Annotated in this window: 19 protein-coding genes and 1 pseudogene; 9 read left to right on the forward strand and 11 right to left on the reverse strand. The window is 71.3% G+C overall.

Annotation, left to right across the window (positions count from 1 at the left end):
- Positions 1-79 precede the first annotated feature (79 nt).
- Positions 80-841: a hypothetical protein gene (locus OHA19_RS29040; RefSeq protein WP_405711923.1), complete on the forward strand. Its 762-nt coding sequence runs from the start codon at positions 80-82 to the stop codon at positions 839-841.
- Here the strand turns inward: OHA19_RS29040 and OHA19_RS29045 are convergent.
- From OHA19_RS29045 to OHA19_RS29060, 4 genes are all read right to left on the reverse strand, one after another.
- Positions 745-1,503, reverse strand: a complete 759-nt coding sequence (locus tag OHA19_RS29045; protein WP_405711921.1) for a hypothetical protein — start codon at positions 1,501-1,503, stop codon at positions 745-747. The two genes, OHA19_RS29040 and OHA19_RS29045, sit on opposite strands and share 97 nt — an antisense overlap.
- Positions 1,500-3,302, reverse strand: coding sequence for a phosphatidylglycerol lysyltransferase domain-containing protein (locus tag OHA19_RS29050; RefSeq protein ID WP_405711919.1), 1,803 nt, complete (start codon positions 3,300-3,302; stop codon positions 1,500-1,502). Before OHA19_RS29050 ends, OHA19_RS29045 begins: the two co-directional genes overlap by 4 nt.
- Positions 3,303-3,390: 88 nt before the next feature.
- Positions 3,391-4,497 (reverse strand): nicotinate-nucleotide--dimethylbenzimidazole phosphoribosyltransferase, encoded by a 1,107-nt coding sequence (gene cobT / locus OHA19_RS29055; protein ID WP_405711917.1) that lies wholly within the window; start codon positions 4,495-4,497, stop codon positions 3,391-3,393.
- Between the two features lie 142 nt (positions 4,498-4,639).
- Entirely contained in the window at positions 4,640-5,842 is a 1,203-nt protein-coding gene (locus OHA19_RS29060; RefSeq protein ID WP_405752185.1) for a bifunctional adenosylcobinamide kinase/adenosylcobinamide-phosphate guanylyltransferase, read from the reverse strand.
- Positions 5,843-6,006: 164 nt separating this feature from the next.
- Here OHA19_RS29060 and OHA19_RS29065 point away from each other — a divergent pair, with 164 nt between their 5' ends.
- A complete protein-coding gene (locus tag OHA19_RS29065; RefSeq protein WP_072483289.1) occupies positions 6,007-6,216 on the forward strand; it encodes a hypothetical protein in 210 nt (69 codons plus the stop codon).
- A gap of 114 nt (positions 6,217-6,330) precedes the next feature.
- Here the strand turns inward: OHA19_RS29065 and OHA19_RS29070 are convergent, their stop codons facing one another.
- The 3 genes from OHA19_RS29070 to OHA19_RS29080 all read right to left on the reverse strand — a co-directional run bounded on the left by OHA19_RS29070 (position 6,331) and on the right by OHA19_RS29080 (position 8,952).
- A complete protein-coding gene (locus tag OHA19_RS29070) occupies positions 6,331-7,407 on the reverse strand; it encodes a S1C family serine protease (RefSeq protein ID WP_405711913.1) in 1,077 nt (358 codons plus the stop codon).
- A 97-nt stretch (positions 7,408-7,504) separates the two neighbouring features.
- On the reverse strand, positions 7,505-8,263 hold the full coding sequence (locus OHA19_RS29075) for a class I SAM-dependent methyltransferase (RefSeq protein ID WP_405711911.1): 759 nt from the start codon (positions 8,261-8,263) through the stop codon (positions 7,505-7,507).
- An 89-nt stretch (positions 8,264-8,352) separates the two neighbouring features.
- Positions 8,353-8,952, reverse strand: a complete 600-nt coding sequence (locus OHA19_RS29080) for a DUF3043 domain-containing protein (protein ID WP_405721379.1) — start codon at positions 8,950-8,952, stop codon at positions 8,353-8,355.
- Positions 8,953-9,248: 296 nt separating this feature from the next.
- On the opposite strand from OHA19_RS29080, the gene OHA19_RS29085 reads away from it, so the two are divergent.
- The 5 genes and pseudogenes from OHA19_RS29085 to OHA19_RS29105 all read left to right on the forward strand — a co-directional run bounded on the left by OHA19_RS29085 (position 9,249) and on the right by OHA19_RS29105 (position 15,725).
- Complete coding sequence (locus tag OHA19_RS29085) at positions 9,249-10,031, forward strand: PspA/IM30 family protein (RefSeq protein ID WP_266736832.1); 783 nt, start codon at positions 9,249-9,251, stop codon at positions 10,029-10,031.
- 9 nt (positions 10,032-10,040) lie between these two features.
- On the forward strand, positions 10,041-10,319 hold the full coding sequence (locus OHA19_RS29090) for a hypothetical protein (RefSeq protein ID WP_405711909.1): 279 nt from the start codon (positions 10,041-10,043) through the stop codon (positions 10,317-10,319).
- 136 nt (positions 10,320-10,455) lie between these two features.
- Entirely contained in the window at positions 10,456-11,712 is a 1,257-nt protein-coding gene (locus OHA19_RS29095) for a sensor histidine kinase (protein ID WP_405711907.1), read from the forward strand.
- Positions 11,709-12,404: a response regulator gene (locus tag OHA19_RS29100; RefSeq protein ID WP_405711905.1), complete on the forward strand. Its 696-nt coding sequence runs from the start codon at positions 11,709-11,711 to the stop codon at positions 12,402-12,404. Before OHA19_RS29095 ends, OHA19_RS29100 begins: the two co-directional genes overlap by 4 nt.
- Before the next feature lie 164 nt (positions 12,405-12,568).
- Positions 12,569-15,725 (forward strand): annotated as a pseudogene (locus OHA19_RS29105) (efflux RND transporter permease subunit).
- Positions 15,726-15,841: 116 nt separating this feature from the next.
- Here the strand turns inward: OHA19_RS29105 and nadA are convergent.
- Complete coding sequence (gene nadA / locus OHA19_RS29110) at positions 15,842-17,038, reverse strand: quinolinate synthase NadA (RefSeq protein ID WP_405711902.1); 1,197 nt, start codon at positions 17,036-17,038, stop codon at positions 15,842-15,844.
- 246 nt (positions 17,039-17,284) lie between these two features.
- Here nadA and OHA19_RS29115 point away from each other — a divergent pair, with 246 nt between their 5' ends.
- Complete coding sequence (locus OHA19_RS29115; protein ID WP_030933606.1) at positions 17,285-17,641, forward strand: iron-sulfur cluster assembly accessory protein; 357 nt, start codon at positions 17,285-17,287, stop codon at positions 17,639-17,641.
- Between the two features lie 120 nt (positions 17,642-17,761).
- Here OHA19_RS29115 and OHA19_RS29120 read toward each other — a convergent pair whose 3' ends face one another.
- Entirely contained in the window at positions 17,762-19,243 is a 1,482-nt protein-coding gene (locus OHA19_RS29120; RefSeq protein WP_405711900.1) for a hypothetical protein, read from the reverse strand.
- 143 nt (positions 19,244-19,386) lie between these two features.
- Positions 19,387-19,584, reverse strand: a complete 198-nt coding sequence (locus OHA19_RS29125) for a hypothetical protein (protein ID WP_405711898.1) — start codon at positions 19,582-19,584, stop codon at positions 19,387-19,389.
- Positions 19,585-19,744: 160 nt separating this feature from the next.
- Here OHA19_RS29125 and OHA19_RS29130 point away from each other — a divergent pair, with 160 nt between their 5' ends.
- The gene (locus OHA19_RS29130; protein WP_405711897.1) at positions 19,745-20,719 is read left to right on the forward strand and encodes a carbohydrate kinase family protein; all 975 of its coding nucleotides are present in this window, start codon (positions 19,745-19,747) and stop codon (positions 20,717-20,719) included.
- A 161-nt stretch (positions 20,720-20,880) separates the two neighbouring features.
- Here the strand turns inward: OHA19_RS29130 and OHA19_RS29135 are convergent, their stop codons facing one another.
- Entirely contained in the window at positions 20,881-22,263 is a 1,383-nt protein-coding gene (locus OHA19_RS29135) for a cysteine desulfurase/sulfurtransferase TusA family protein (protein ID WP_405711896.1), read from the reverse strand.
- Positions 22,264-22,485 lie beyond the last annotated feature (222 nt).

The following is a 22,485-nucleotide window of genomic DNA, read 5'->3' on the forward strand; positions in this document are numbered from 1 at the left end:
GCTAATCGGTGCGCCCGGCCGATAGATTGCCCGTAACGCGACAGACCATGACAGAAGCGGCTTATCAGGAGTGGGTGGCATGGGTCACTGGTTCGAACGGAACATCGTCGAGCCGGGAAAGCTGCCGCTGCTCCTGGCTCTGGCGGCCTTCGTGCTCACCTTCGCGATCACCCGGGTCATCACGCGGATGATCCGGGCGGGGAAGGGCCCGTTCCGCAACATCACACCCGGCGGGATGCACATCCACCACGTGGTCCCCGGGGTGGTGCTGAGCGTCGTCGGCGGTTTCGGCGCGGTCGCCAGCGGACGGGAGGGCCTCAGCGCGGGGGTCTGCGCCGTGGTCTTCGGCGTGGGCGCGGGGCTGGTGCTGGACGAATTCGCCCTGATCCTCCATCTCGACGACGTGTACTGGACCGAGGAGGGCCGCCAGAGCGTGGAGGTGGTGGTCCTCACCGCGGCGCTGGTACTGCTCGTCCTGGCCGGGTTCTCACCACTCGGCGTGAACGAGCTGAGCAACGACGAGCAGCAGGACCGGCTCGGTGTGATCCTGACCCTGGTCGTCAACTTCTGCTTCGTGCTGATCGCGCTCTTCAAGGGCAAGGCGCGGCTCGCGGTCGTCGGCACGCTGGTCCCGTTCGTCGCGCTGATCGGGGCGGTCCGGCTGGCCCGGCCGACCTCGATGTGGGCCAGGCGCTTCTACCGCAACCGCCACCGGGCCCGTGCCCGGTCGGTGCTGCGCGCGTATCACCACGATGTGCGCTGGGTGGGCCCGCGGCGCAGATTCGAGGATCTGATCGGCGGCGCACCGGACCGGGTGCCGCTCCCCGGACGCAAGTCCTGATCCCGGCGCCGGTCCCGGCGGGCCGTGAGCGCGCACAGCGCGAGGACCGCGGCGATCGCCACCAGGTGCTCCTTGCCCGCCAGATTGTTCTTCAGCACCACCTCGGCCACCATCGCCGCGGTCACCAGGGCCCCGGTGAAGCGGGCCCGCAGGACGTAACAGAGGTAGACGGCGATGCCGACCACCGCCGCCGACGGCCCGGTGTCGACGATCCGGGCGTCCGAGGCGGGCAGCCCGAACAGCCCGTCCGGGCCGAGCGCGACACCGATCCGCGCGTACAGCGTCCCGGTCAGCGTCGCCACGTACGCGATCAGCAGCGTGCGCCGCCGGCCCAGGCAGATCTCGGCGGCGCCGAACACCACCAGGATCTGCACCAGCGCCCCCCAGACCGGCAGATCCAGCGCCGGCACGAACAGCGACAACGGCGTACGCAGCAGGGACACCCACAGCGGGTCCTCGGCGCGCACCGCCCCGAGGCCGTGCACCACCCCGAACCCCCACGACCGGTTCTGCAGCGTATGGAGCAGAGCCGTCAGACAGACCGCGGCGATCGTCATCGGGACCGCTCGCAGCCGCTCGGCCGCGAGCGCCGCGCGTACGGTCGTCAGCAGCGGAGCCCACTCGCGGCGGGCTGCCCGGCGCAGCGCGCGCACGGGACTCATCCGCCGGTCCCGAGGTGCGAGCGGTGCAGCCACTTGGGCAGGCCCGGCGCCTCCAGGAACCCTTCGGCGCGGCCCGCGGCGACGCCGATGCGCAGCAGGTCCGAGCTCTTCTCGAACAGCATGAAGCGTGGCTCCCAGATCGGCCGGTACTTGGCGTTGGCGCGGTACAGCGACTCGATCTGCCACCAGCGCGAGAAGAAGCTGAGCATCGAGCGCCAGAGCCTCAGCACCGGACCCGCGCCGAGCCGTGAGCCCCGTTCGAAGACGGACCGGAACATCGCGAAGTTGAGCGAGACCTGTGTGATCCCGATCTCCTGGGCGCGCTGGAGGAGTTCGATGACCATGAACTCCATCAGCCCGTTCTCGGCGTCCCGGTCACGGCGCATCAGGTCCAGCGAGAGGCCGTTCGGCCCCCAGGGCACGAAGCTCAGTACGGCGCGCAGCTCGCCCGGCGCACCCTCCTCGGTGGGGGCGTTGCGGCATTCGAGCATCACGCACCGGCCGTCGGCCGGATCGCCGAGCCGGCCGAGCGCCATCGAGAATCCGCGTTCGGTCGCCCCGTCGCGCCAGTCGTCGGCCCGCCGCACCAGTACGGCCATCTCCGCCTCGGGGATGTCCGCGTGGCGGCGGACGGTCACCTCGTACCCGGCGCGCCGGACCCGGTTGTACGCCTGGCGGACGGTCCGCATCGCCCGCCCTTCGAGGGTGAACTCGGCGGTCTCCACGATCGCTTCGTCGCCCAGCTCCAGTGCGTCCAGGCCGTGCCGTGCGTAGACGGTGCCGCCCTCCTCGCTCACCCCCATCACCGCCGGGATCCAGCCGTGCTCGCGGGCCTCGGCCAGCCACGGCTCGATCGCCCCGGGCCAGGCCTCCGGGTCGCCGATGGGGTCACCGGAGGCGAGCGAGACCCCGCCCACCACCCGGTAGGCGACGGCGGCCTTCCCGCTCGGGGACCAGATGACGCTCTTCTCCCGGCGCAGCGAGAAGTAGCCGAGCGAGTCGCGGTCGCCGTGCCTGTCGAGCAGCGCCCGGAGCCGGGCCTCGTCCTCGGGGGTGATCGGGTCGACGGCCCGGCGGGCCCGGAACGCCGCGTACACGACGGCGATCAGCAGCAGCGTGGAGAGCACGTTGATGGTGACGTCGACCCAGCCGGGTGTGGTGATCCCGGGGAAAGCGGCGTCGTTGTCGGCGACCGAGACCAGCCTCAGCGCCCCGTAGCGCCAGCGGTCCAGGAAGGAGGCGCGGTAGTCGTCGGGCGCGGTGTTGGTGAGGGCGACCAGGCCCGTGGCGATCAGCGAGGTGACCAGCAGCCCGCCGATCCCGACGACGGCCGCCAGCTTCGGGTTGGACCGGTCGCCCTTCGCGTAGAACTCGCGCCGGCCGAGGATCAGCGCCAGGACGAAGGAGGCGGTCAGCGTCAGCGAGATCCAGTTCTGCGGATACCGCCGGACCTCCGGGAAGGCGATCACCAGGGCGAAGAGGAGCAGCAGCAGGCCGCTCACCACCATGTTCACGATCCAGGCGGCCCGCTTGCGGCGGCGCATGGTGACCGCCAGGAAGAGTGCGACCACCCCGGAGGAGAAGCCCGCGGTGAGCAGGTAGGGGGTGAAGTAGTTCTCCGTGTTGTGGCGGCGAAGATCGTTGCCGAGGGTGACCCAGACGGCGCTCAGGAAATTGATGAACGACACGACGCGCAGGTACCAGATGGCGAATGCAGCGCTGCGCCGTGACCGGACGGTGCTCGGTGACCGGACGGTGCCGCGCCCGGAATCGTCGGTGGCCAATCGGACCTCTCCCATGAAAAGCGATCATATGGTGCATCGCACTGCATGAGGGACCGCGCTGCGGCCGGTGTTCAACGGCCGCGGCGCCGCCGGTCCGTGAGCCTCAGGTCGCGTCGCCGTACGTGGCGCCGGCCCCGGCTCCCTCGTCGGCGTCGTCCTTCTCCTCGGCGACAGGGTCGCGTTCGGGCAGTTCGGCAGCGAGTGCGGCCGCCGCCCGGACGAGCGGGAGTGCGAGCAATGCCCCGCTTCCTTCCCCCACGATGACGCCGTGGTCCAGCACGGGGTTGAGCGCCATCCGGTCCAGCGCCTTGGCCTGGGCCGGCTCACCGCTCGCCTGACCCGCCAGCCACCAGTCCGGCGCCCGGAAGGCGGCCCGCTGGCCCACCAGCGCACAGGCCGCGGAGACCACGCCGTCCAGGATCACCGGCAGCCTGCGCACCGCGCACTGCAACAGGAACCCGGTCATCGCCGCCAGATCCGCGCCGCCCACCGTGGCCAGCAGCTCCATCTGGTCACCGAGGACCGGCCGGGCCCGCCGCAGCGAGTCCCGGATCGCCGCACACTTGCGCATCCACGCCAGATCGTCGATGCCCGCGCCGCCGCGCCCGGTGACCACCGAGGCGTCCGTACCGCACAGCGCCGCGACCAGCGTGGCCGCGGCCGTCGTCCCGCCCACGCTCAGGTCGCCGAGCACCACCAGATCGGTTCCCGAGTCGGCCTCCTCGTCGGCGATCGCCATGCCGAGCCGTACCGCCTGCTCGGCCTCCTCGGCCGTCAGCGCGTCCTCGATGTCGATCCGGCCGGTGCCGCGCCGCACCCGGTGACGTACCACCGACTCGGGCAGCAGCTCCGGATCGCAGTCCAGACCGGCGTCGACGATCCGTACCGGTACGGAGAACTGCCGGGCCAGCACCGCGAGCGGCGTCGCGCCGTCCAGGGTGGCCCGCACCAGCTCGTGCGCGGTGCCGGCCGCGCGCCCGGAGACATCCAGTTCGGCAACCCCGTGATCACCGGCGAAGAGCACCACGCGCGGCTGCTCGATCGCCTTGACCGGCACGGACTGCTGCGCGGCCGAGAGCCATTCACCCAGCTCGTCCAGGCGGCCGAGGGCGCCGACGGGAACGACCATGCGTTCCCGGCGTTCCTCGGCATCGCGCCGTACGCCGCCGTCGGGGCGTTCGATCAGGTCGGAGAAGTCGTCCAGATTCACGGGGATCTGCCTCGCGGGTCGATGCGTCGAGTGGGCCGGTGAGCCCGGCGGCGGGCTCACTGCGGAACAGTACCCGCCGCATTTCCGGCGCCCGGTCCGCGTGATGCCCTCCCCCGGCCGGGGGAGGGTGCGAGCGCCCCGGTCAGCCGCGCAGCACCAGCGCCTGCCCGGCCACCACCAGCAGCACCTGCTCGCACTCGTCGGCGAACGCGGCGTTCAGCCGGCCCAGCTCGTCCCGGAAGCGCCGTCCGGCGGCCGTCGCGGGAACCACGCCCGAGCCGGTCTCATTGGTGACGGCGACGACCGTACGACGCGTTCCCCGCACCGCCGCGACCAGCTCGGCGGTCCGCTCCCGCAGGGCCTCCTCGCCGCCCTCCGTCCACGCCGCGTCGTCCCAGGCGCCCACCCGGTCCATCGCGTCGGTCAGCCACAGCGACAGGCAGTCGATCAGCAGCGGCGGCCCGTCCGACTCCAGCAGTTCCACCAGCTCACAGGTCTCCTCGGTGCGCCAGGCGGCCGGCCGGCGTTCCCGGTGCAGACCGATCCGGGCCGCCCACTCGGCGTCGCCCTCCCGGCCGCCGCCGGTCGCCACGTACACCACCTCGGGGAACGTCTCCAGGCGCCGCTCGGCCTCCACCGACTTTCCCGACCTGGCCCCGCCCGTCACCAGCGTGCGCCGGGGCACCGCCGCGACCGCGTGGTACTCGCCCACCACCAGCGTCGTCCCGTCCGGCACGGCCCGTGCGCCGTCCGCCGCGAGCCGCCGGTCCAGCTCGGCACCGGGCGGCGCTTCATGGCCCAGATGGACGGCCACGATCTCGGTGGCCGGGCCGATCGCCGCCACGGCCCGCAGCCGCGCCACCGCGTCCGGCCGCCCCACCACATCGCCGACCACCAGGTCGTACGGCTCCGCGACCCGGTCCGTGAGGCCGGCGGGCGCGGCGCCCGGCGGCATGTACAGCAGCCGGGGCCCCGCCGGTCCGGTGACCTCGTACCCGGTACCCGGCGCGTCCATCGGCACCGCCCGCACCCGGTGCCCGCTGATCAGCGTCAGCACCCGCCCGTCCGGCACCCGCCCTGCCGGGGGCAGCCCCGCGGGCAGCTCCACGGCGGGCCCGTCGTGCGGATGGGTGAGCAGCACCTGCCGCACCCCGGTGAGCGAGTGCCCCGCGCGGGCCGCGGCGAACACGGCCCCCGGGGTGAGGTCGAGCAGCAGCGCGTCGTCGACCAGCAGCGCGGTCGCGGCCCGCGAGCGCGCACCGCGGGCGACGGCGCAGGCGGCGCAGGGACATTCGGGCTGCGGCAGCCCGTCGGGGGCTCCGGTGCCGAGCAGAGTCAGTTCCACGCCTTCGATCCTCCCGTGTACGTGCGACCGGCGCGCGACCTGGGGGCGTCCGGACGGGTGCGGAGCCGGTCTTCGTACCGGAAGCAGGCACCGGTGCCTGACCGGCCCTGACCCGCCGGACAGGCACTAGGCTGCGGGGCAGCAAAGCGACCCAGGAGGCGGACATGGCGTGGACGTGGCGGTTCGAGAAGTCCGACGGTACGGAGACGGAGCCGGCTCTGCAGCCGGAGGAATTCACCACCCAGGGCGACGCGGAGTCCTGGATCGGTGAGTACTGGAAGGAACTCCTCGACGGCGGGGCGGACCAGGTGACGCTCTTCGACGACTCGACGAAGATCTACGGCCCCATGAGCCTCCAGGCGGACCAGGGCTGATCCACCCCTCGCGCGAGGAGTGCCCGGGATCTCCCTCCTCGCTCCTCGCGCGAGGGCCCTCCAGGGCCTCTCGCTCGGATCATGCCGGGGCCGGCCTGATCCGAACGGAAGACCTCAGATCTCGCCCAGGGTGACCTTCGCCGTCTTCTCCGCCCCGTCGCGCAGATAGGTCACCGTGACCTTCTGGCCCGGCTTGTCCGAGGCCAGCGCCTCCGACAGGGAGGTGATCGTCGTGACCGGCTGGTCGTCGATCCCGGTGATGATGTCGCCGGGCCGCAGCCCGGCCTTCTCCGCGGCGCCGTTCTTCGACACATCCACCAGCGCCACCCCGGCCGGCTGGTAGTTGTCGTCGACGACCGTACGGCCGGTGATGTTCAGAGCCGCCCGGCCCGAGTCGGTGACCTTGCCGCTCTTGATGATCTGATCGGCGACCGTCTTCACCATCGACACCGGGATCGCGAACCCGATCCCCGGCGCCGCACTGCCGCCCAGCTCCGGGTCGGTCGCCGCCAGGGTCGGAATGCCGATCACCTCGCTGTCCAGGTTCACCAGCGCACCCCCGCTGTTGCCCGGGTTGATCGCGGCCGAGGTCTGCACCATGTTCGCGATCGTCGCGCCGGTGCCGCCGCCCGAGCGGCTCTCGCTGACGGTCCGGCCGAGCGCGGAGACGATGCCCTGGGTGACGCTGGAGGACAGACCGAGCGGCGAGCCCATCGCCAGCACGATCTGCCCCACCTCGACCTTCTCCGAGTCGCCGAACTTCGCGGGCTTCAGCCCTGACGGCACGCTGTCGAGCTTGATGACGGCCAGATCCTGCTCCGGGTAGGCGGCCACCAGCGTGGCCTTCTGCACCTTCTCGCCGGTGGCGGCGGTGACCTTGAACGCCCTGTCGTTGCCGACCACATGGGCATTGGTGACGATATGGCCCTTGGTGTCGTAGACGATGCCGGAGCCCAGGCCCTCGGAGGCCTCGATCTGCACCACCGACGGCAGCACGTTCTTGATCACGGACTGGTAGTCGCTCTGCAGATCGCCTGCGGTCCGGGTGGCGGAGGCCGAATTGCTGGGTTCGCTCCGCGGGGACTCGGAGGCCGCGTCCGAGCAGCCGCTCACCAGGGCGATCGCACAGACGCCGGCGGCCAGGGACAGCAGCAGCCGGCGGACACGGGCACGGGAGTGGATTGCATCCATTCCCCGATTGTCGCTTTTTACCCTATTGGTGGCCTCTTGGGCTCGGCCGGGCGGGGGACGTCGCCGGGTGGCCCCGGCGACCCGCTCCCGTGTCCGCTCAGCCCCGGACGCCGCACAGGTGCAGCAGCGCGGCCACCCGGCGGTACGGATCCGTCCGCCCGGCCCGGTCCTCCGCGGCGAGTACCTGCTCCAGCTCGGCCGCGGCCGGCAGCTCCACGTCGTTGCTCACGTTGTCCGTGAAGACGCGCACCCCGTACCAGGCGTGCAGGGGAGCCGCGATCCCGTCGAGCGTGGACGTCAGGGCGTCCAGCCGGTCGGCCCGTACCGTGAGGCCCAGCCGGTTGGTGTACGTGTCCGTGTCGAAGGCGGCCAGCGCCGCATCCCAGTCCCCGGCGGTCCCGGGGCGCATCGCCAGCGCGTCGGCGTTCCGTACGAGCAGCGACAGCAGTCCGCCCGGGGCGAGCATCCGGGCCAGGCCCGCCAGCATCGCGTCCGGATCCCGGACGTACATCAGCACGCCGTGGCAGAGCACCACGTCGAAACTTCCGGGCAGGAAGTGCACCCCGGTGTCCAGTCCGTCGCCCTCGATCAGCCGGACCCGCTCGCGGATGCCCGCGGGCTCGCTGCCGAGCGCCTCCCTGGCCACCCGCAGCATCTCGGCATCCGACTCCAGACCGGTCACCGTATGACCGGCCCGCGCCAGGCGCAGCGCCTGGGTGCCCTGGCCCATGCCGACATCCAGCACCCGCAGCCGCTGCCCGACCGGGAAGCGTGCCGCTATCTGCTCGTCCAGCTGCCGGGCCACGAGCTCCTGGCGGACGGTGTTGCGCAGTCCCCCGAGCCCCTTCAGCCACACCGAGGAGGCTCCGGAGAACCCGGTGACGGGAACGACATCGTCCGGCCGGCCGGCGGACGGACCGCCGACCGAGCCGGAGATGTGCGTACTCAGGGCCGCTCTCCACGCTTGACCTGCGGCTTGGGCAGCCGGAGGCGACGCATCTGAAGCGTGCGCATCAGGCCGTAGGCGACCGCGCCACGCTTGGGCGTATCGGGGAAGCGCTGGTTGAGCTGCTTCTTGAGGCGGATCGAGAGACCGATCGAGTCGACGACGATCAGCACGATCACGATGAGCCAGAGCAGCAGCGAGATGTTCTGGATGTTCTGCACCTGGATCACGCTGAGAATCAGAATGATCACGGCGAGCGGCAGGAAGAACTCCGCGATGCAGAAACGCGAGTCCACGTAGTCGCGGACGAAGCGCCGCACCGGGCCCTTGTCGCGAGCCGGCAGATAGCGCTCGTCGCCACTGGCGAGCGCCTCGCGCTGCTTGGCCATGTCCACACGGCGGGCTTCGCGCTGCCGCTTCATGGCCTCCTTGCGGTCGAGAGGCGCGCCACCGGAGGCGCGACGGCGCTGCGACTGGGCATCGCTGCGCTTGGGGGTGGGGCGACCTTTGGGGGCCTGCGGGTCGCGGGGCTGCTTGGAGAGGTCCGCCGTCACCTTGCCGGTGGGCGCCTTCTCTTCCTTCGAACGGCTACGGAACACAAGGCCCAAGGGTACGGGTTAGATCGCCACGACCCCAGGCCGGTCGGGAACGATCCGGCAACGGCCCGCGTCCTCGCAGGTGTACCGCTGTGTCCGGGACGGTGACGGAACCGGGTCTCCCTGATCGCCGCCTACTCCTTGGGCCGGAGCGGTGACCCGGTGCAGTCGTCCTTGGGGAGGAGCCCATCCTTGCTCGAACAGTGCGGTAATAGAGGCAGGGCCCGTACTGTGGGTTCTGTTGGAGTGCTGGAGCTCAGTCCGTCAGAAGGGGGCGCGCGAAGCCCATGAGCGGTGTCATGAAGCGTATGGGGATGATCTTCCGCGCGAAGGCAAACAAGGCCCTTGACCGGGCCGAGGATCCGCGCGAGACCCTCGATTACTCGTACCAGAAGCAGCTCGAACTGCTTCAGAAGGTACGTCGCGGTGTCGCCGACGTGGCGACTTCGCGCAAGCGGCTGGAGCTGCAGCTGAACCAGCTGCAGGGGCAGTCGTCCAAGCTGGAGGACCAGGGCCGCAAGGCGCTCGCGCTCGGCCGCGAGGACCTGGCCCGCGAGGCGCTGTCCCGGCGCGCCGCCCTCCAGCAGCAGGTCACCGACCTGGAGACGCAGCACACCACGCTGCAGGGCGAGGAGGAGAAGCTCACTCTCGCGGCGCAGCGGCTGCAGGCCAAGGTCGATGCCTTCCGCACCAAGAAGGAGACCATCAAGGCCACCTACACCGCAGCCCAGGCGCAGACCCGGATCGGCGAGGCCTTCTCCGGGATCTCCGAGGAGATGGGCGACGTCGGCCTGGCGATCCAGCGGGCCGAGGACAAGACCCAGCAGATGCAGGCCCGGGCCGGTGCGATCGACGAGCTGCTCGCCTCCGGCGCCCTGGACGACCCGACCGGCACGGCGAAGGACGACATCGCCGCCGAGCTGGACCGGATCTCCGGTGGTACGGATGTGGAGCTGGAGCTCCAGCGCATGAAGGCCGAGCTGGCCGGCGGCTCCACCCAGCAGCAGGCGATCGAGGGCGGCCCGCAGGACGCGGCCCAGCAGCAGTCGTCGCAGTCCCCGCACAGGTTCGACAAGAGTTGAGGCGGCGTCATGATCGTACGGATCATGGGGGAGGGCCAGGTCGCACTGGCCGACAGTCATCTCGCCGAGCTCGACGGGCTCGACGACGAACTGCTCGCCGAGATGGAGCGCGGTGACGGACCGGGCTTCCGCGCCACTCTCCACGCCCTCCTGGCCAGGGTGCGCGAGCTCGGCACAGCGCTGCCGGACGACTCCCTGGAGCCGTCGGAGCTGATCCTGCCGTCGTCCGACGCGACCCTCGAAGAGGTGCGCGCCATGCTCCGCGACGACGGCCTGATCCCCGGCTGACGCCGTCGTCCCCTCTCCAGCACATGCGTGAACCCGTGCCCCGGGTCCGGTCCGCCGGACCCGGGGCACGGTCGTGTCCGGGCCTTTCGCACGGGACCGGTCCGATCCCGCGCGACACGCCGTAACGTAGCTTGACGTGACCACCCTCGGAACCGGGGTTCTGCGCGTCCGGCACTGGCTGCGCGACCATCCCCTCGCGCTGGACGCCGCCCTGGCCCTGGTCGTGCTGGTGGCGATGATCGGCGGGTCGTTCGTCCACCCGCGCCCGGGGGAGGGGCCCTCCTTCGGAACCCGCCCGCCCGAGGTGAGCGGCGTGCTGCTGATGGTGGCCGGCGCCGTGGCGCTCATCTGGCGGCGGCGCAGTCCCATGGCGGTGCTCGCGGTCACCGCCGGGCTGACCGTCGTCGAGCTGGTGAAGTCCGACCCGCCCGCGCCCGTGGTCATGGCCACCGTCATCGCGCTGTGCACCGTCGCCGCCCGCACCGACCGGCCCACCACCTGGCGGGTCGGTCTGCTGACGGTGGCCGCGCTGACGGCCGCGGCGATGCTCTTCGGCGCGGCGCCCTGGTACAGCCAGGAGAACTTCGGCGTCCTCGCCTGGACCGGCATGGCCTGTGCGGCGGGGGACGCCGTCCGCTCCAGGCGCGCCTTCGTCGACGCGATCAGGGAACGGGCCGAACGGGCCGAACGCACCCGCGACGAGGAGGCCCGGCGACGGGTCGCCGAGGAACGGCTGCGGATCGCCCGCGATCTCCACGACGTCGTCGCCCACCACATCGCCCTGGTCAACGTCCAGGCCGGGGTGGCCGCCCACGTCATGGACAAGCGCCCCGACCAGGCCAAGGAGGCGCTCGCCCACGTCCGGGAGGCCAGCCGCTCCGCGCTCAACGAACTGCGGGCCACCGTCGGGCTGCTGCGGCAGTCCGGCGACCCGGAGGCGCCGACCGAACCCGCCCCGGGGCTCGCCGTCCTCGACGAGCTGGTCGAAACCGTCCGCCGGGCCGGGCTCCCCGTCGAGTTGGCCTGTACCGACCGGCGGCCCCCGCTGCCCGCGGCCGTCGACCTGGCCGCCTACCGGGTCATCCAGGAGGCGCTGACCAACGTCCGCAAGCACGCGGGTACCGGGGCCAGGGCCGAGGTGAGCGTCGTACGGGTCGGGAGCACGGCCGAGATCACCGTGATCGACAACGGCTCCGGCGGCGGCTGCCACGACGACGGCGGCGGGCACGGCCTGCTCGGCATGCGTGAACGCGTCACCGCGCTCGGCGGCACCCTCACCGCCGGGCCCCGCTACGGCGGCGGATTCCGGGTCCATGCGATCCTGCCCGTCAAGGCCCGTACGGGAGAGTCCGGGCAGCCGGACGCGGCGGGCCGGACGGGGGAAACCGCATGACACCGCCCATCAAGGTGCTGCTCGTCGACGACCAGGCGCTGCTGCGCAGCGCGTTCCGGGTGCTGGTCGATTCGGAGGCCGACATGGAGGTGGTCGGCGAGGCGGCGGACGGCGCGCAGGCCGTGGAACTCGCCCGTTCCACCGGCGCCGACGTGGTGCTGATGGACATCCGGATGCCGGGTACGGACGGACTCACCGCGACCCGGATGATCAGCGCCGATCCGGAGCTGTCCGGCGTACGGGTCGTCATGCTCACCACCTTCGAGGTGGACGAGTACGTGGTGCAGTCGCTGCGGGCCGGGGCGTCCGGCTTCCTCGGCAAAGGGGCGGAGCCGGAGGAACTGCTCAACGCGATCCGTATCGCCGCGGGCGGCGAGGCGCTGCTCTCGCCCGCCGCCACCAAGGGCCTGATCGCCACCTTCCTCGCGCAGGGCGGCAGTTCGCAAGGCGACGGGCCGAACGCCGCGGAGTACTCCGAGCGGCTCGACGCGCTCACCGGCCGCGAGCGCGAGGTGCTCGTCCTGGTCGCGGGCGGCCACTCCAACGACGAGATCGCCGAACGGCTCGTCGTCAGCCCGCTCACCGTCAAGACCCATGTGAACCGGGCGATGGCGAAGCTGGGCGCCAGGGACCGGGCCCAATTGGTGGTAATCGCCTACGAATCCGGCCTGGTGCGCCCCAGGGTGGAGTGACGGGTGGAGATACGGCGTACTCCACCTGCGGTATGCGCGGCATAAGAAAGCGACCTGGGGCCGACGCTTTCCCCCCTGCCGGCAGGCGATCGTATAAGTGGGTCGGGTCTGTCCCCCAGCCGACCGCCCACCTGCCGCGTAAGCCACAGAAGAGGTACCCACCCATGTCCTGGCTGTCCAGATTCAGCCTCGCGCAACGGGCCCTGATCGGTTTGATCTCGATCGTCGCGCTCGTATTCGGAGCGATCGCGATTCCGCAGCTCAAGCAGCAGCTGCTGCCCACCATCGAACTCCCGATGGTGTCGGTCATCGCCCCCTACCAGGGTGCGTCCCCCGATGTGGTCGAGAAGCAGGTCGTCGAGCCGCTCGAGAACTCGGTCAAGGCCGTCGACGGCGTCACCGGGATCACCTCGACCGCCAGCGAGGGCAGCGCCGTCATCATGGCGTCCTTCGACTTCGGCAGCGAGGGCACCAAGCAGCTCGTCGCCGACATCCAGCAGGCGGTGAACCGCGCCCGCGCCCAGCTTCCCGACGACGTCGACCCGCAGGTCATCGCCGGCTCGACGGACGACATCCCAGCCGTCGTCCTGGCCGTCACCTCCGACAAGGACCAGCAGGCGCTCGCCGACCAGCTGGACCGCACGGTCGTCCCCGCCCTGGAGGACATCAGCGGCGTCGGCCAGGTCACGGTCGACGGTGTGCAGGACCTCCAGGTCTCCGTCACCCCCGACGACAAGAAACTCGCCGAGGCCGGCCTCAACGCCGGCACGCTCTCCCAGGCTCTCCAGGCGGGCGGCGCGACCGTCCCCGCCGGTTCCTTCTCCGAGTCGGGCAAGAGCCGCACCGTCCAGGTCGGCGGCGCCTTCACCTCCCTGAAGCAGATCGAGGACCTGCGGGTCACCGGCCAGGACCCGGCGACGGGCAAGCCCGGCACGCCGGTCCGCGTCGGTGACGTCGCCACCGTGAAGCAGGAGCCGTCCACCGCGGTCTCCATCACCCGTACCAACGGCAAGCCGAGCCTCGCCGTGATGGCCACGATGGACAAGGACGGCAGCGCCGTCGCCATCTCGGACGCGGTCAAGGACAAGCTCCCCGACCTCCGCAAGGACCTCGGAGCCGGTGCCGAGCTGACGGTCGTCTCCGACCAGGGCCCCGCGGTCTCCAAGGCGATCTCCGGTCTGACCACCGAGGGCGCGCTCGGTCTGCTCTTCGCCGTCATCGTGATCCTGGTCTTCCTCGCCTCGCTGCGTTCGACCCTGGTCACCGCGGTCTCCATCCCGCTCTCCGTGGTTCTCGCACTGATCGTGCTCTGGACGCGTGACCTCTCGCTCAACATGCTCACGCTGGGCGCGCTGACCATCGCGATCGGCCGCGTCGTCGACGACTCGATCGTGGTCCTGGAGAACATCAAGCGTCACCTCGGCTACGGCGAGGAGCGCCAGTCGGCGATCATCGCCGCGGTGAAGGAAGTGGCCGGCGCGGTCACCTCCTCGACCCTCACCACGGTCGCCGTCTTCCTGCCGATCGGTCTCGTCGGCGGCATGGTCGGCGAGCTCTTCGGCTCCTTCTCGCTGACCGTCACCGCGGCCCTGCTGGCATCCCTGCTGGTCTCGCTGACCGTCGTCCCCGTCCTGTCGTACTGGTTCCTGCGCGCCCCGAAGGGCGCCACGGAGAACCCGGACGAGGCCCGTCGCAAGGCCGAGGAGAAGGAGGCCCGCAGCCGGCTCCAGCGGCTGTACGTCCCGGTGCTGCGCTTCGCCACCCGGCGCCGTATCACCAGCATCGCCATCGCGGTCGTCGTGTTCATCGCCACCTTCGGGATGGCCCCGCTGCTGAAGACCAACTTCTTCGACCAGGGCGAGCAGGAGGTCCTCTCCATCAAGCAGGAGCTGGCCCCCGGCACCAGCCTGGCGGCCGCCGACAAGGCGGCCGAGAAGGTCGAGAAGGTCCTCACCGACGACAAGGGCGTCAAGGACTACCAGGTCACCGTCGGCTCCTCCGGCTTCATGGCGGCCTTCGGCGGCGGCACCGGCGCCAACCAGGCCTCGTACCAGGTCACCCTGAAGGACTCGGGCGACTTCGACGCCACGCAGGAGCGCATCGACACCGCGCTCGGCAAGCTCGACGGCATCGGTGACACCACCATCGCCGCGGGCGACGGCTTCGGCAGCCAGGACCTCAGCGTCGTGGTGAAGGCCGCCGACGCGGACGTACTGAAGAAGGCGTCCGAGCAGGTCCGGGCCGAGGTGGCGAAGCTGAAGGACGTCACCGATGTCCAGAGCGACCTCGCGCAGAGCATCCCGCGGATCTCGGTCACGGCCAACGCCAAGGCCGCGGAGGCAGGCTTCAACCAGGCCACACTCGGCGCTGCCGTCGCCGGAGCGGTGCGCGGCACCCCGTCCGGCAAGGCGATCATGGACGACACCGAGCGGGACGTCGTCATCAGGTCCGCCCACCCGGCCACCACGATGGCCGAGCTGAAGAACCTCCCCCTCGGCCCGGTCAAGCTCGGACGGATCGCCGACGTCGAACTGGTCCCCGGACCGGTCTCGATGACCCGGATCGACGGCCAGCGCGCCGCGACGATCACCGCCAAGCCCCTCGGCGACAACACCGGTGCGGTCGGCGCCTCGCTTCAGACGAAGATCAACGCGCTGAAGCTCCCGGACGGCGCCACCGCCACCATCGGCGGTGTCTCCGAGGACCAGAACGACGCGTTCCTGAAGCTCGGCCTGGCCATGCTGGCCGCGATCGCGATCGTCTTCATGCTGCTGGTGGCGACCTTCAAGTCCCTGATACCAGCCGCTGATCCTGCTGGTCTCCATCCCGTTCGCGGCGACCGGCGCGCTCGGTCTGCTCGTGATCACCGGCACCCCGATGGGCGTACCGGCGATGATCGGCATGCTGATGCTGATCGGCATCGTGGTCACCAACGCGATCGTGCTGATCGACCTGATCAACCAGTACCGGGCGCAGGGCATGGGCGTCGTCGAAGCGGTCGTCGAGGGCGGCCGCCACCGGCTCCGTCCGATCCTGATGACCGCACTCGCGACGATCTTCGCCCTGCTCCCGATGGCGCTCGGCGTCACCGGCGAGGGCGGCTTCATCTCGCAGCCGCTCGCGGTGGTCGTGATCGGCGGTCTGGTCACCTCGACGCTGCTGACGCTGCTCCTGGTGCCGACGCTCTACACGATGGTGGAGCTCCGCAAGGAGCGCCGCGCGAAGAAGAAGGCGCTCAAGCGGGCGAAGAAGGCGGGCCTGCCCGCCCCGGCCGCCGCGGAGGAGACCGCCTCCGAGGAGCCGGAGCCCGCGAAGGCGTAACGCCCAGGGCAGCAAGCGGCCCCGGCACCGTTTCCCACGGTGCCGGGGCCGCTTGCGCGTCTCCGGCCGGTCGGACGGCCTGCACACCGCCGGTCGGACGGCCCGCACACCCGCCGCTACGGCAGCGCCAGCATCCGCTCCAGCGCGAGCTTCGCGTACTTCTCCGTCTCCGGGTCGACCTCGATCCGGTTGACCAGGTTGCCCTCGGCCAGCGACTCCAGCGCCCACACCAGGTGCGGCAGGTCGATCCGGTTCATCGTCGAGCAGAAGCAGACCGTCTTGTCGAGGAAGACGATCTCCTTGTCCTCGGCCGCGAACCGGTTCGCCAGCCGGCGCACCAGGTTCAGCTCGGTGCCGATCGCCCACTTCGAGCCGGCCGGGGCCGCCTCCAGGGCCTTGATGATGTACTCCGTCGAGCCGACGTAGTCCGCCGCCGCCACGACCTCGTGCTTGCACTCGGGGTGCACCAGGACGTTGACGCCCGGTATCCGCTCGCGGACGTCATTGACGGACTCGACCGAGAAGCGGCCGTGCACCGAGCAGTGCCCGCGCCACAGGATCATCTTCGCGTCGCGCAGCTCCTCGGCGGTCAGGCCGCCGTTCGGCTTGTGCGGGTTGTAGAGGACACAGTCCTCCAGCGACATCCCCATGTCCCGGACCGCGGTGTTCCGGCCCAGGTGCTGGTCGGGCAGGAAGAGGATCTTCTCGCCCTGCTCGAAGGCCCACTCCAGCGCCCGCTTGGCGTTGGACGAGGTGCAGATGGTACCGCCGTGCCTGCCGGTGAACGCCTTGATGTCGGCGGAGGAGTTCATGTACGAGACGGGCACGACCTGCTCGGCGACCCCGGCCTCGGTCAGCACGTCCCAGCACTCGGCGACCTGCTCGGCGGTGGCCATGTCGGCCATGGAGCAGCCCGCCGCCAGGTCCGGCAGCACGACCTTCTGGTCGTCGGTGGTCAGGATGTCCGCGGACTCGGCCATGAAGTGCACGCCGCAGAAGACGATGTACTCGGCCTCCGGCCGCGCGGCCGCGTCCCGGGCGAGCTTGAACGAGTCGCCCGTGACGTCCGCGAACTGGATGACCTCGTCGCGCTGGTAGTGGTGGCCGAGGACGAACACCTTGTCCCCGAGCTTCTCCTTGGCCGCGCGGGCACGCTCCACCAGGTCCGGGTCGGACGGGGAGGGCAGGTCGCCGGGGCACTCGACGCCGCGCTCGCTCCGCGGGTCGGCCTCACGGCCGAGCAGGAGCAGGGCGAGGGGCGTCGGCTGGACGTCGAGATCCTGGACGGGGTGGGCCGTGGTCACGTCACGCACCCTTTCTTCTCTGCTGAAAGCTTCTGCGAAAAGCTTTCGCGAAGCCTTTTCGTCTAATTGACGCTATCTATCATATCCGGTTCACGTCACTTTGACGATGGCCATAGTGTCGATGTGACGCATCCCCTCGGCCGACCGGTGTGCGAGCATGAATGGAACAGGCAAGCGCTCGGCCCGGAATGAATCCGCGGTCCCGACGGTTGCAACGTCGGCAAGCAGTCTCCGTACAACCCGGGAGAGAAGCAGATGTCCGTATCGGACGAGACCACCACCGTGAGCGACGGCATCCTCCTGTCCGACGCCGCCGCAGCCAAGGTCAAGGGCCTGCTGGAGCAGGAAGGCCGTGACGACCTGGCGCTGCGCGTCGCCGTTCAGCCCGGCGGCTGCTCGGGCCTGCGCTACCAGCTCTTCTTCGACGAGCGTTCGCTCGACGGCGATGTCGTGAAGGACTTCGACGGCGTCAAGGTCGTCACCGACCGGATGAGTGCTCCGTACCTGGGTGGCGCCTCCATCGACTTCGTCGACACCATCGAGAAGCAGGGCTTCACGATCGACAACCCCAATGCCACGGGCTCCTGCGCCTGCGGCGACTCCTTCAGCTAGGCCCCGAAGGCAGCTGGGCCCCGAAGGCGGCGCGTACGCCTGAGCGCGGCACGGCACGGCACAACGGCGGCGGCCCCGGAATCCGGGACCGCCGCCGTCGTCGTATCCGGGGCCCGGCGCTCAGGCGCGGGGCACGTCGCCGCCCGACACCGCGTCGACCACGGTCCGGTCGCCGAGCGGCGCGTCGAGCGTCACCGTCCGGGTCAGCTCCTTGGCGATCATGATGCAGACCTTCTTGCCGGGCTGCTTCGCCTCCGTCACCTTCACGGTCACCCTGCTCCCGTCCTCGGTCGCGCTCGCGGTGTACGTGCTGCACACCCCGCCCCAGAACGTCACCGACAGGGTCCGTCCGTCGGCGCTGTACGACAGCAGCTGCCGCTGGGACTTCTCCGCGTTCCCCGGAGGCGTCGGGGCCGGCGTGGGCACGGTCGTCGCCGGTGCGTTCTTCGCCAGGTACGAGGGGGCCACGGCGACCTGCGTCACCGTGGTGCCCAGGCCGCCGGCCGCCGGCCGCACCGAGAACAGCCAGGACGGTACGAGCGTCTGCTTGCCCGCCACGTACTGCGCCGCCAGGCCGAACACCGCCTTGTCGACCGTCACGGTCGTCGTCGGCCGCTCCGCCCCGGTCCGCGCCCCGCAGCGGGCCTTCGGCGATTTCAGGCCCTCGTCCAGCGGTACTGGGGTGGCGCATCCGCCGATGTCCGCGCGGGATTCCTTGCGGGAGGCCGGTCCGTTCAGCTGCTCCAGCGCCTCGGCCGCGCCGATCACCGGATAGCTGTCGCCCTTCTCCAGGCCCTTCAACTGCCCGCTGCCGCCGACCACTTCACCGTCCGGCCCTACCTGGATCCCGGTCGACCAGCCGTACGTGGGAAGGCCGTCCACCTTCGGGTCGGCGTTCACCACCCGTACCGAGCCCATGAGCTGGCGGGAATCCAGCGTGGCGCCGTCCTGCCCCGCCGCCTTCAGGACCGGTGCCGCGGCGGCCCTGGCGGCGCTCTCGCCCACCGGGGAGCCGCTGCCGCCCGGAGCCAGAGGCGTCTTCGAACAGACCTTTGTGCTCTGGCAGTTGTCGCTGCCACCGGAGCCGTACCGGGTGAAGCTCCAGGTGCCCGGAGCCTGCTTTTCCACGCGCAGGACCGGGCCCGAGCCGTCCCCGTCGGACCCCACTTTCCAGTATGTGCCCTCGGCCTGCGGCGTGCCCGCCAGCTTCAGCGCCTTCGCCAGCCGGGCCACCTCGACCGCCGAGACAGTCCCCACAGCATGCCGCACCGCGGCCGTGCGCGGCCCCTCGGGCAGCTTGCCGGACGCGCGGTAGACCACCCGGCCGCCGCTCGGGTCGGGCTCGCCCGGTGCGATGCCCCGCGAGGGCGCATCGGAGTCCACCGGGGCCTCCGAGTGCCGGTCCAGGGCCAGTGGGGGAGGGGTGCGCCGCCCGCCGTCGGCCGCGCTGCCGGCGGACCTGCCGTCGCCGTCGGCCGCGGTCGCGGCCCAGTACGCACCGCCGCCACCGGCCAGCAGTACGGCTGCCGCCACCGAGGCCACGGCGAGCGGCGAACGCCGCCGGGGGCCGGTCACGTCGTTGTCGGGTCGCTCGGTGCTCACCGGATCGCTCCTTCGCCTGCATGGCCGTCACATGCCGTCGCCCGGCCTGTCGTCCGTCCCCGGACGGGGACAACGGTGGGACGGAGCAGCGGCGCGCACGGTTCCCTCGCGGGGCTCAGGCGCGATCGGTGCGGGTCGGGCCCTCAGTCGCCGTAGTCGGACATGGCGTCGACCAGTCGTGCGGAGGCGGCGGGCACGGTGACTCCGTGAATCCGGGACGGCGCGACCCGAACGGGGGCAGACTTCGCGTGGGCCACCCAGTGCGGAGCCATCCGCGCGCAGTCCACGCGCAGCTCGGCCAGGCTGATCTCGGACTCGCGCGTGGCGATGTGGTTCGACATAACCGCACCGTAGGCACCACCAGCCTCAGGAAGAAAGCCCTACTATCGGGTAGTTTTCCCCCCTTCATGAGGGGGCCGGGGAACCGGTAGCGTGAACTGTCACGCCGCCCCGGGAACACAGCCACCCGTTCCCCCCGATCTCCGCAGGAGCAGTCTCCCCGTGCGAATCGCAGTCACCGGCTCCATCGCCACCGATCACCTCATGACCTTCCCCGGCCGTTTCGCCGACCAGCTGGTCGCGGATCAGCTGCACACGGTCTCGCTCTCCTTCCTGGTCGACAACCTCGACGTGCGCCGGGGCGGTGTCGCCGCCAACATCTGCTTCGGCATGGGCCTTCTGGGCACGGAGCCGATCCTGGTCGGCGCCGCCGGCTCCGACTTCGACGACTACCGTTCCTGGCTCGACCGCCACGGCGTCGACACCGGGTCGGTCCGGATCTCCGAGGTTCTGCACACCGCCCGCTTCGTCTGCACCACGGATGCCGACCACAACCAGATCGGTTCCTTCTACGCCGGTGCGATGAGCGAAGCCCGGCTCATCGAGCTCAAGGCCGTCGCCGACCGGGTCGGCGGCCTCGACCTGGTGTCGATCGGCGCCGACGACCCCGAGGCGATGCTCCGCCACACCGAGGAGTGCCGCTCCCGGGGCATCCCGTTCGCCGCGGACTTCTCGCAGCAGATCGCCCGGATGGACGGCGACGAGATCCGGATCCTCCTGGAGGGCGCCACGTACCTCTTCTCCAACGAGTACGAGAAGGGGCTCATCGAGTCCAAGACCGGCTGGACCGACGAGGAGATCCTGGCCAAGGTCGGCCACCGGGTCACCACCCTCGGCGCCCGCGGCGTCCGCATCGAGCGCGCCGGCCAGGAGCCGATCGAGGTCGGCTGCCCGGAGGAGGAGAGCAAGGCCGACCCGACCGGCGTCGGCGACGCCTTCCGGGCCGGATTCCTCTCCGGTCTCACCTGGGGCGTCGGCCTGGAGCGTGCCGCCCAGGTCGGCTGCATGCTCGCCACCCTGGTCATCGAGACGATCGGCACCCAGGAGTACACCCTGTGCCGCGCCCACTTCATGGACCGCTTCACCAAGGCGTACGGCCATGACGCCGCCGCCGAGATCCGCGCCCACCTCGCTTAGGGCCTCTCGCTCGGATCACGCCGGACTCGCGTGCCCCGGTGCCGCACCTCGCCGCGTTGTCGTCGGTCGCCGGGGCTCTGCCCTGACTCCCTCCTCCGCCTTGCGATGCACGGCACCGGACCCCGCTCCCTGATCCGGCCCGATCCGAACGGAAGACCTGGTCAGGACAGTCGGCGGACCACATAGGCCGAGCCGCGGTCCGCCGGCTCCTCGCCCACGTACTCCTGCTCGCGCATCTCGCACCAGGCCGGGATGTCCAGCCGCGCCGCCTCGTCGTCGGAGAGCACGGTCACCGTTCTGCCCACCGGTACGTCCCCGATCGCCTTCGCGAGCTCGATCACCGGGATCGGGCAGCGCTTCCCGAGCGCGTCGACCACCAGGGACCCGGCCGGGGCGGCCTCCCGGGGCGCCGCGACGGGCGCGCCCAGCCTCTCCCGTACCTCCGCCACCACCCGAGGCAGCACCTCCAGGAACCGGTCGACGTCCTTCGCGGCGGTGCCGTTCGGCAGCGACACCCGTACGTTTCCCTCCGACAGCACCCCCATGGCCCTGAGCACATGGCTCGGGGTCAGCGTGCTGCTGGTGCAGGACGAACCGGACGATACGGAGAAACCTTCTCGGTCCAGCTCGTGCAGCAGTGTCTCCCCGTCGACATAGAGACAGGAGAAGGTCACCAGATGCGGCAGCCGCCGCACCGGATCGCCGACCACCTCCACATCGGGCACCGACTCCGGCACCGCGGCCCTGATCCGGTCCACCAGGGCCCGCAGCCGCACCGACTCGGCCGCGGCCTCGGCCCGCACCGCCCGCAGCGAGGCCGCCGCGGCGACGATCGCCGGAAGGTTCTCGAACCCCGCCGCCCGCCCCGACTCCCGTTCGTCGGCCGGACCTTGAGCGGCGAACCGCACCCCCTTGCGCACCGCCAGCAGCCCGACGCCGGGCGGCCCGCCCCACTTGTGGGCGCTGCCCGTCAGCAGCGACCAGCCCGTCGGCACCGGCTCCCGGCCCAGCGATTGCGCGGCGTCCACCAGCAGCGGCACGCCGGCCGCCTGGCAGGCCTCCGCGACCGCGGCCACCGGCTGCTCGGTGCCCACCTCGTGATTGGCGGACTGCAGACAGGCCAGCGCGGTGTCCCCGCGCAGCGCCTGCGCGTACGCCGCCGCGCTCACCGCCCCCGACCGGTCCACCGGGACCTCGGAGACCGACCCGCCCTGCGCCTCATGGGCGGCGGCCGAATGGAGCACCGACGAGTGTTCGACCGAGGAGACGACCAGGTGGCGGCCGACACGCCGACGCCCCGCGAGGGCTCCGGAAATTCCCGAGTGAACCGCCAGGGTCCCCGAAGGGGTGAATGTGAGCTCGTCCGGGCGGCACCCGACGGCCTCGGCGGCGGCCTCCCGGGCGGCGTCCAGCAGTAGCCGGGCCCGCCGTCCCTCCTGGTGGAGCCTGGCCGGATCGGCCCAGCCCTCGTCCAGTGCGGCAAGCAGCGCCTGGCGCGCGACGGGGTGCAGGGGGGCGGCGGACGCGGTGTCGAAGTAGGGCACGCGGCCACGCTAGCCCGAGCCGGGCCCAGGTCCGGGGAGGGGCCTCCCGCAAGGCCAGGAGAGGGGGCGTCAGATGGCGGTCGGAGGCCCGTATTCCACCCCTTCGGGGAGTCGGACGGCGCGTTGGGCACCCTCCCCGCGCGACCCCAAATAGCGTCCAGTAGGGTTTGGTCCGCATAAACATCCAAACCCCTGCCCGCGTCAGGGCGGCGACCGACCAGA

This window comes from Streptomyces sp. NBC_00012 (genome assembly GCF_045040875.1).
GTDB lineage: Bacteria > Actinomycetota > Actinomycetes > Streptomycetales > Streptomycetaceae > Streptomyces.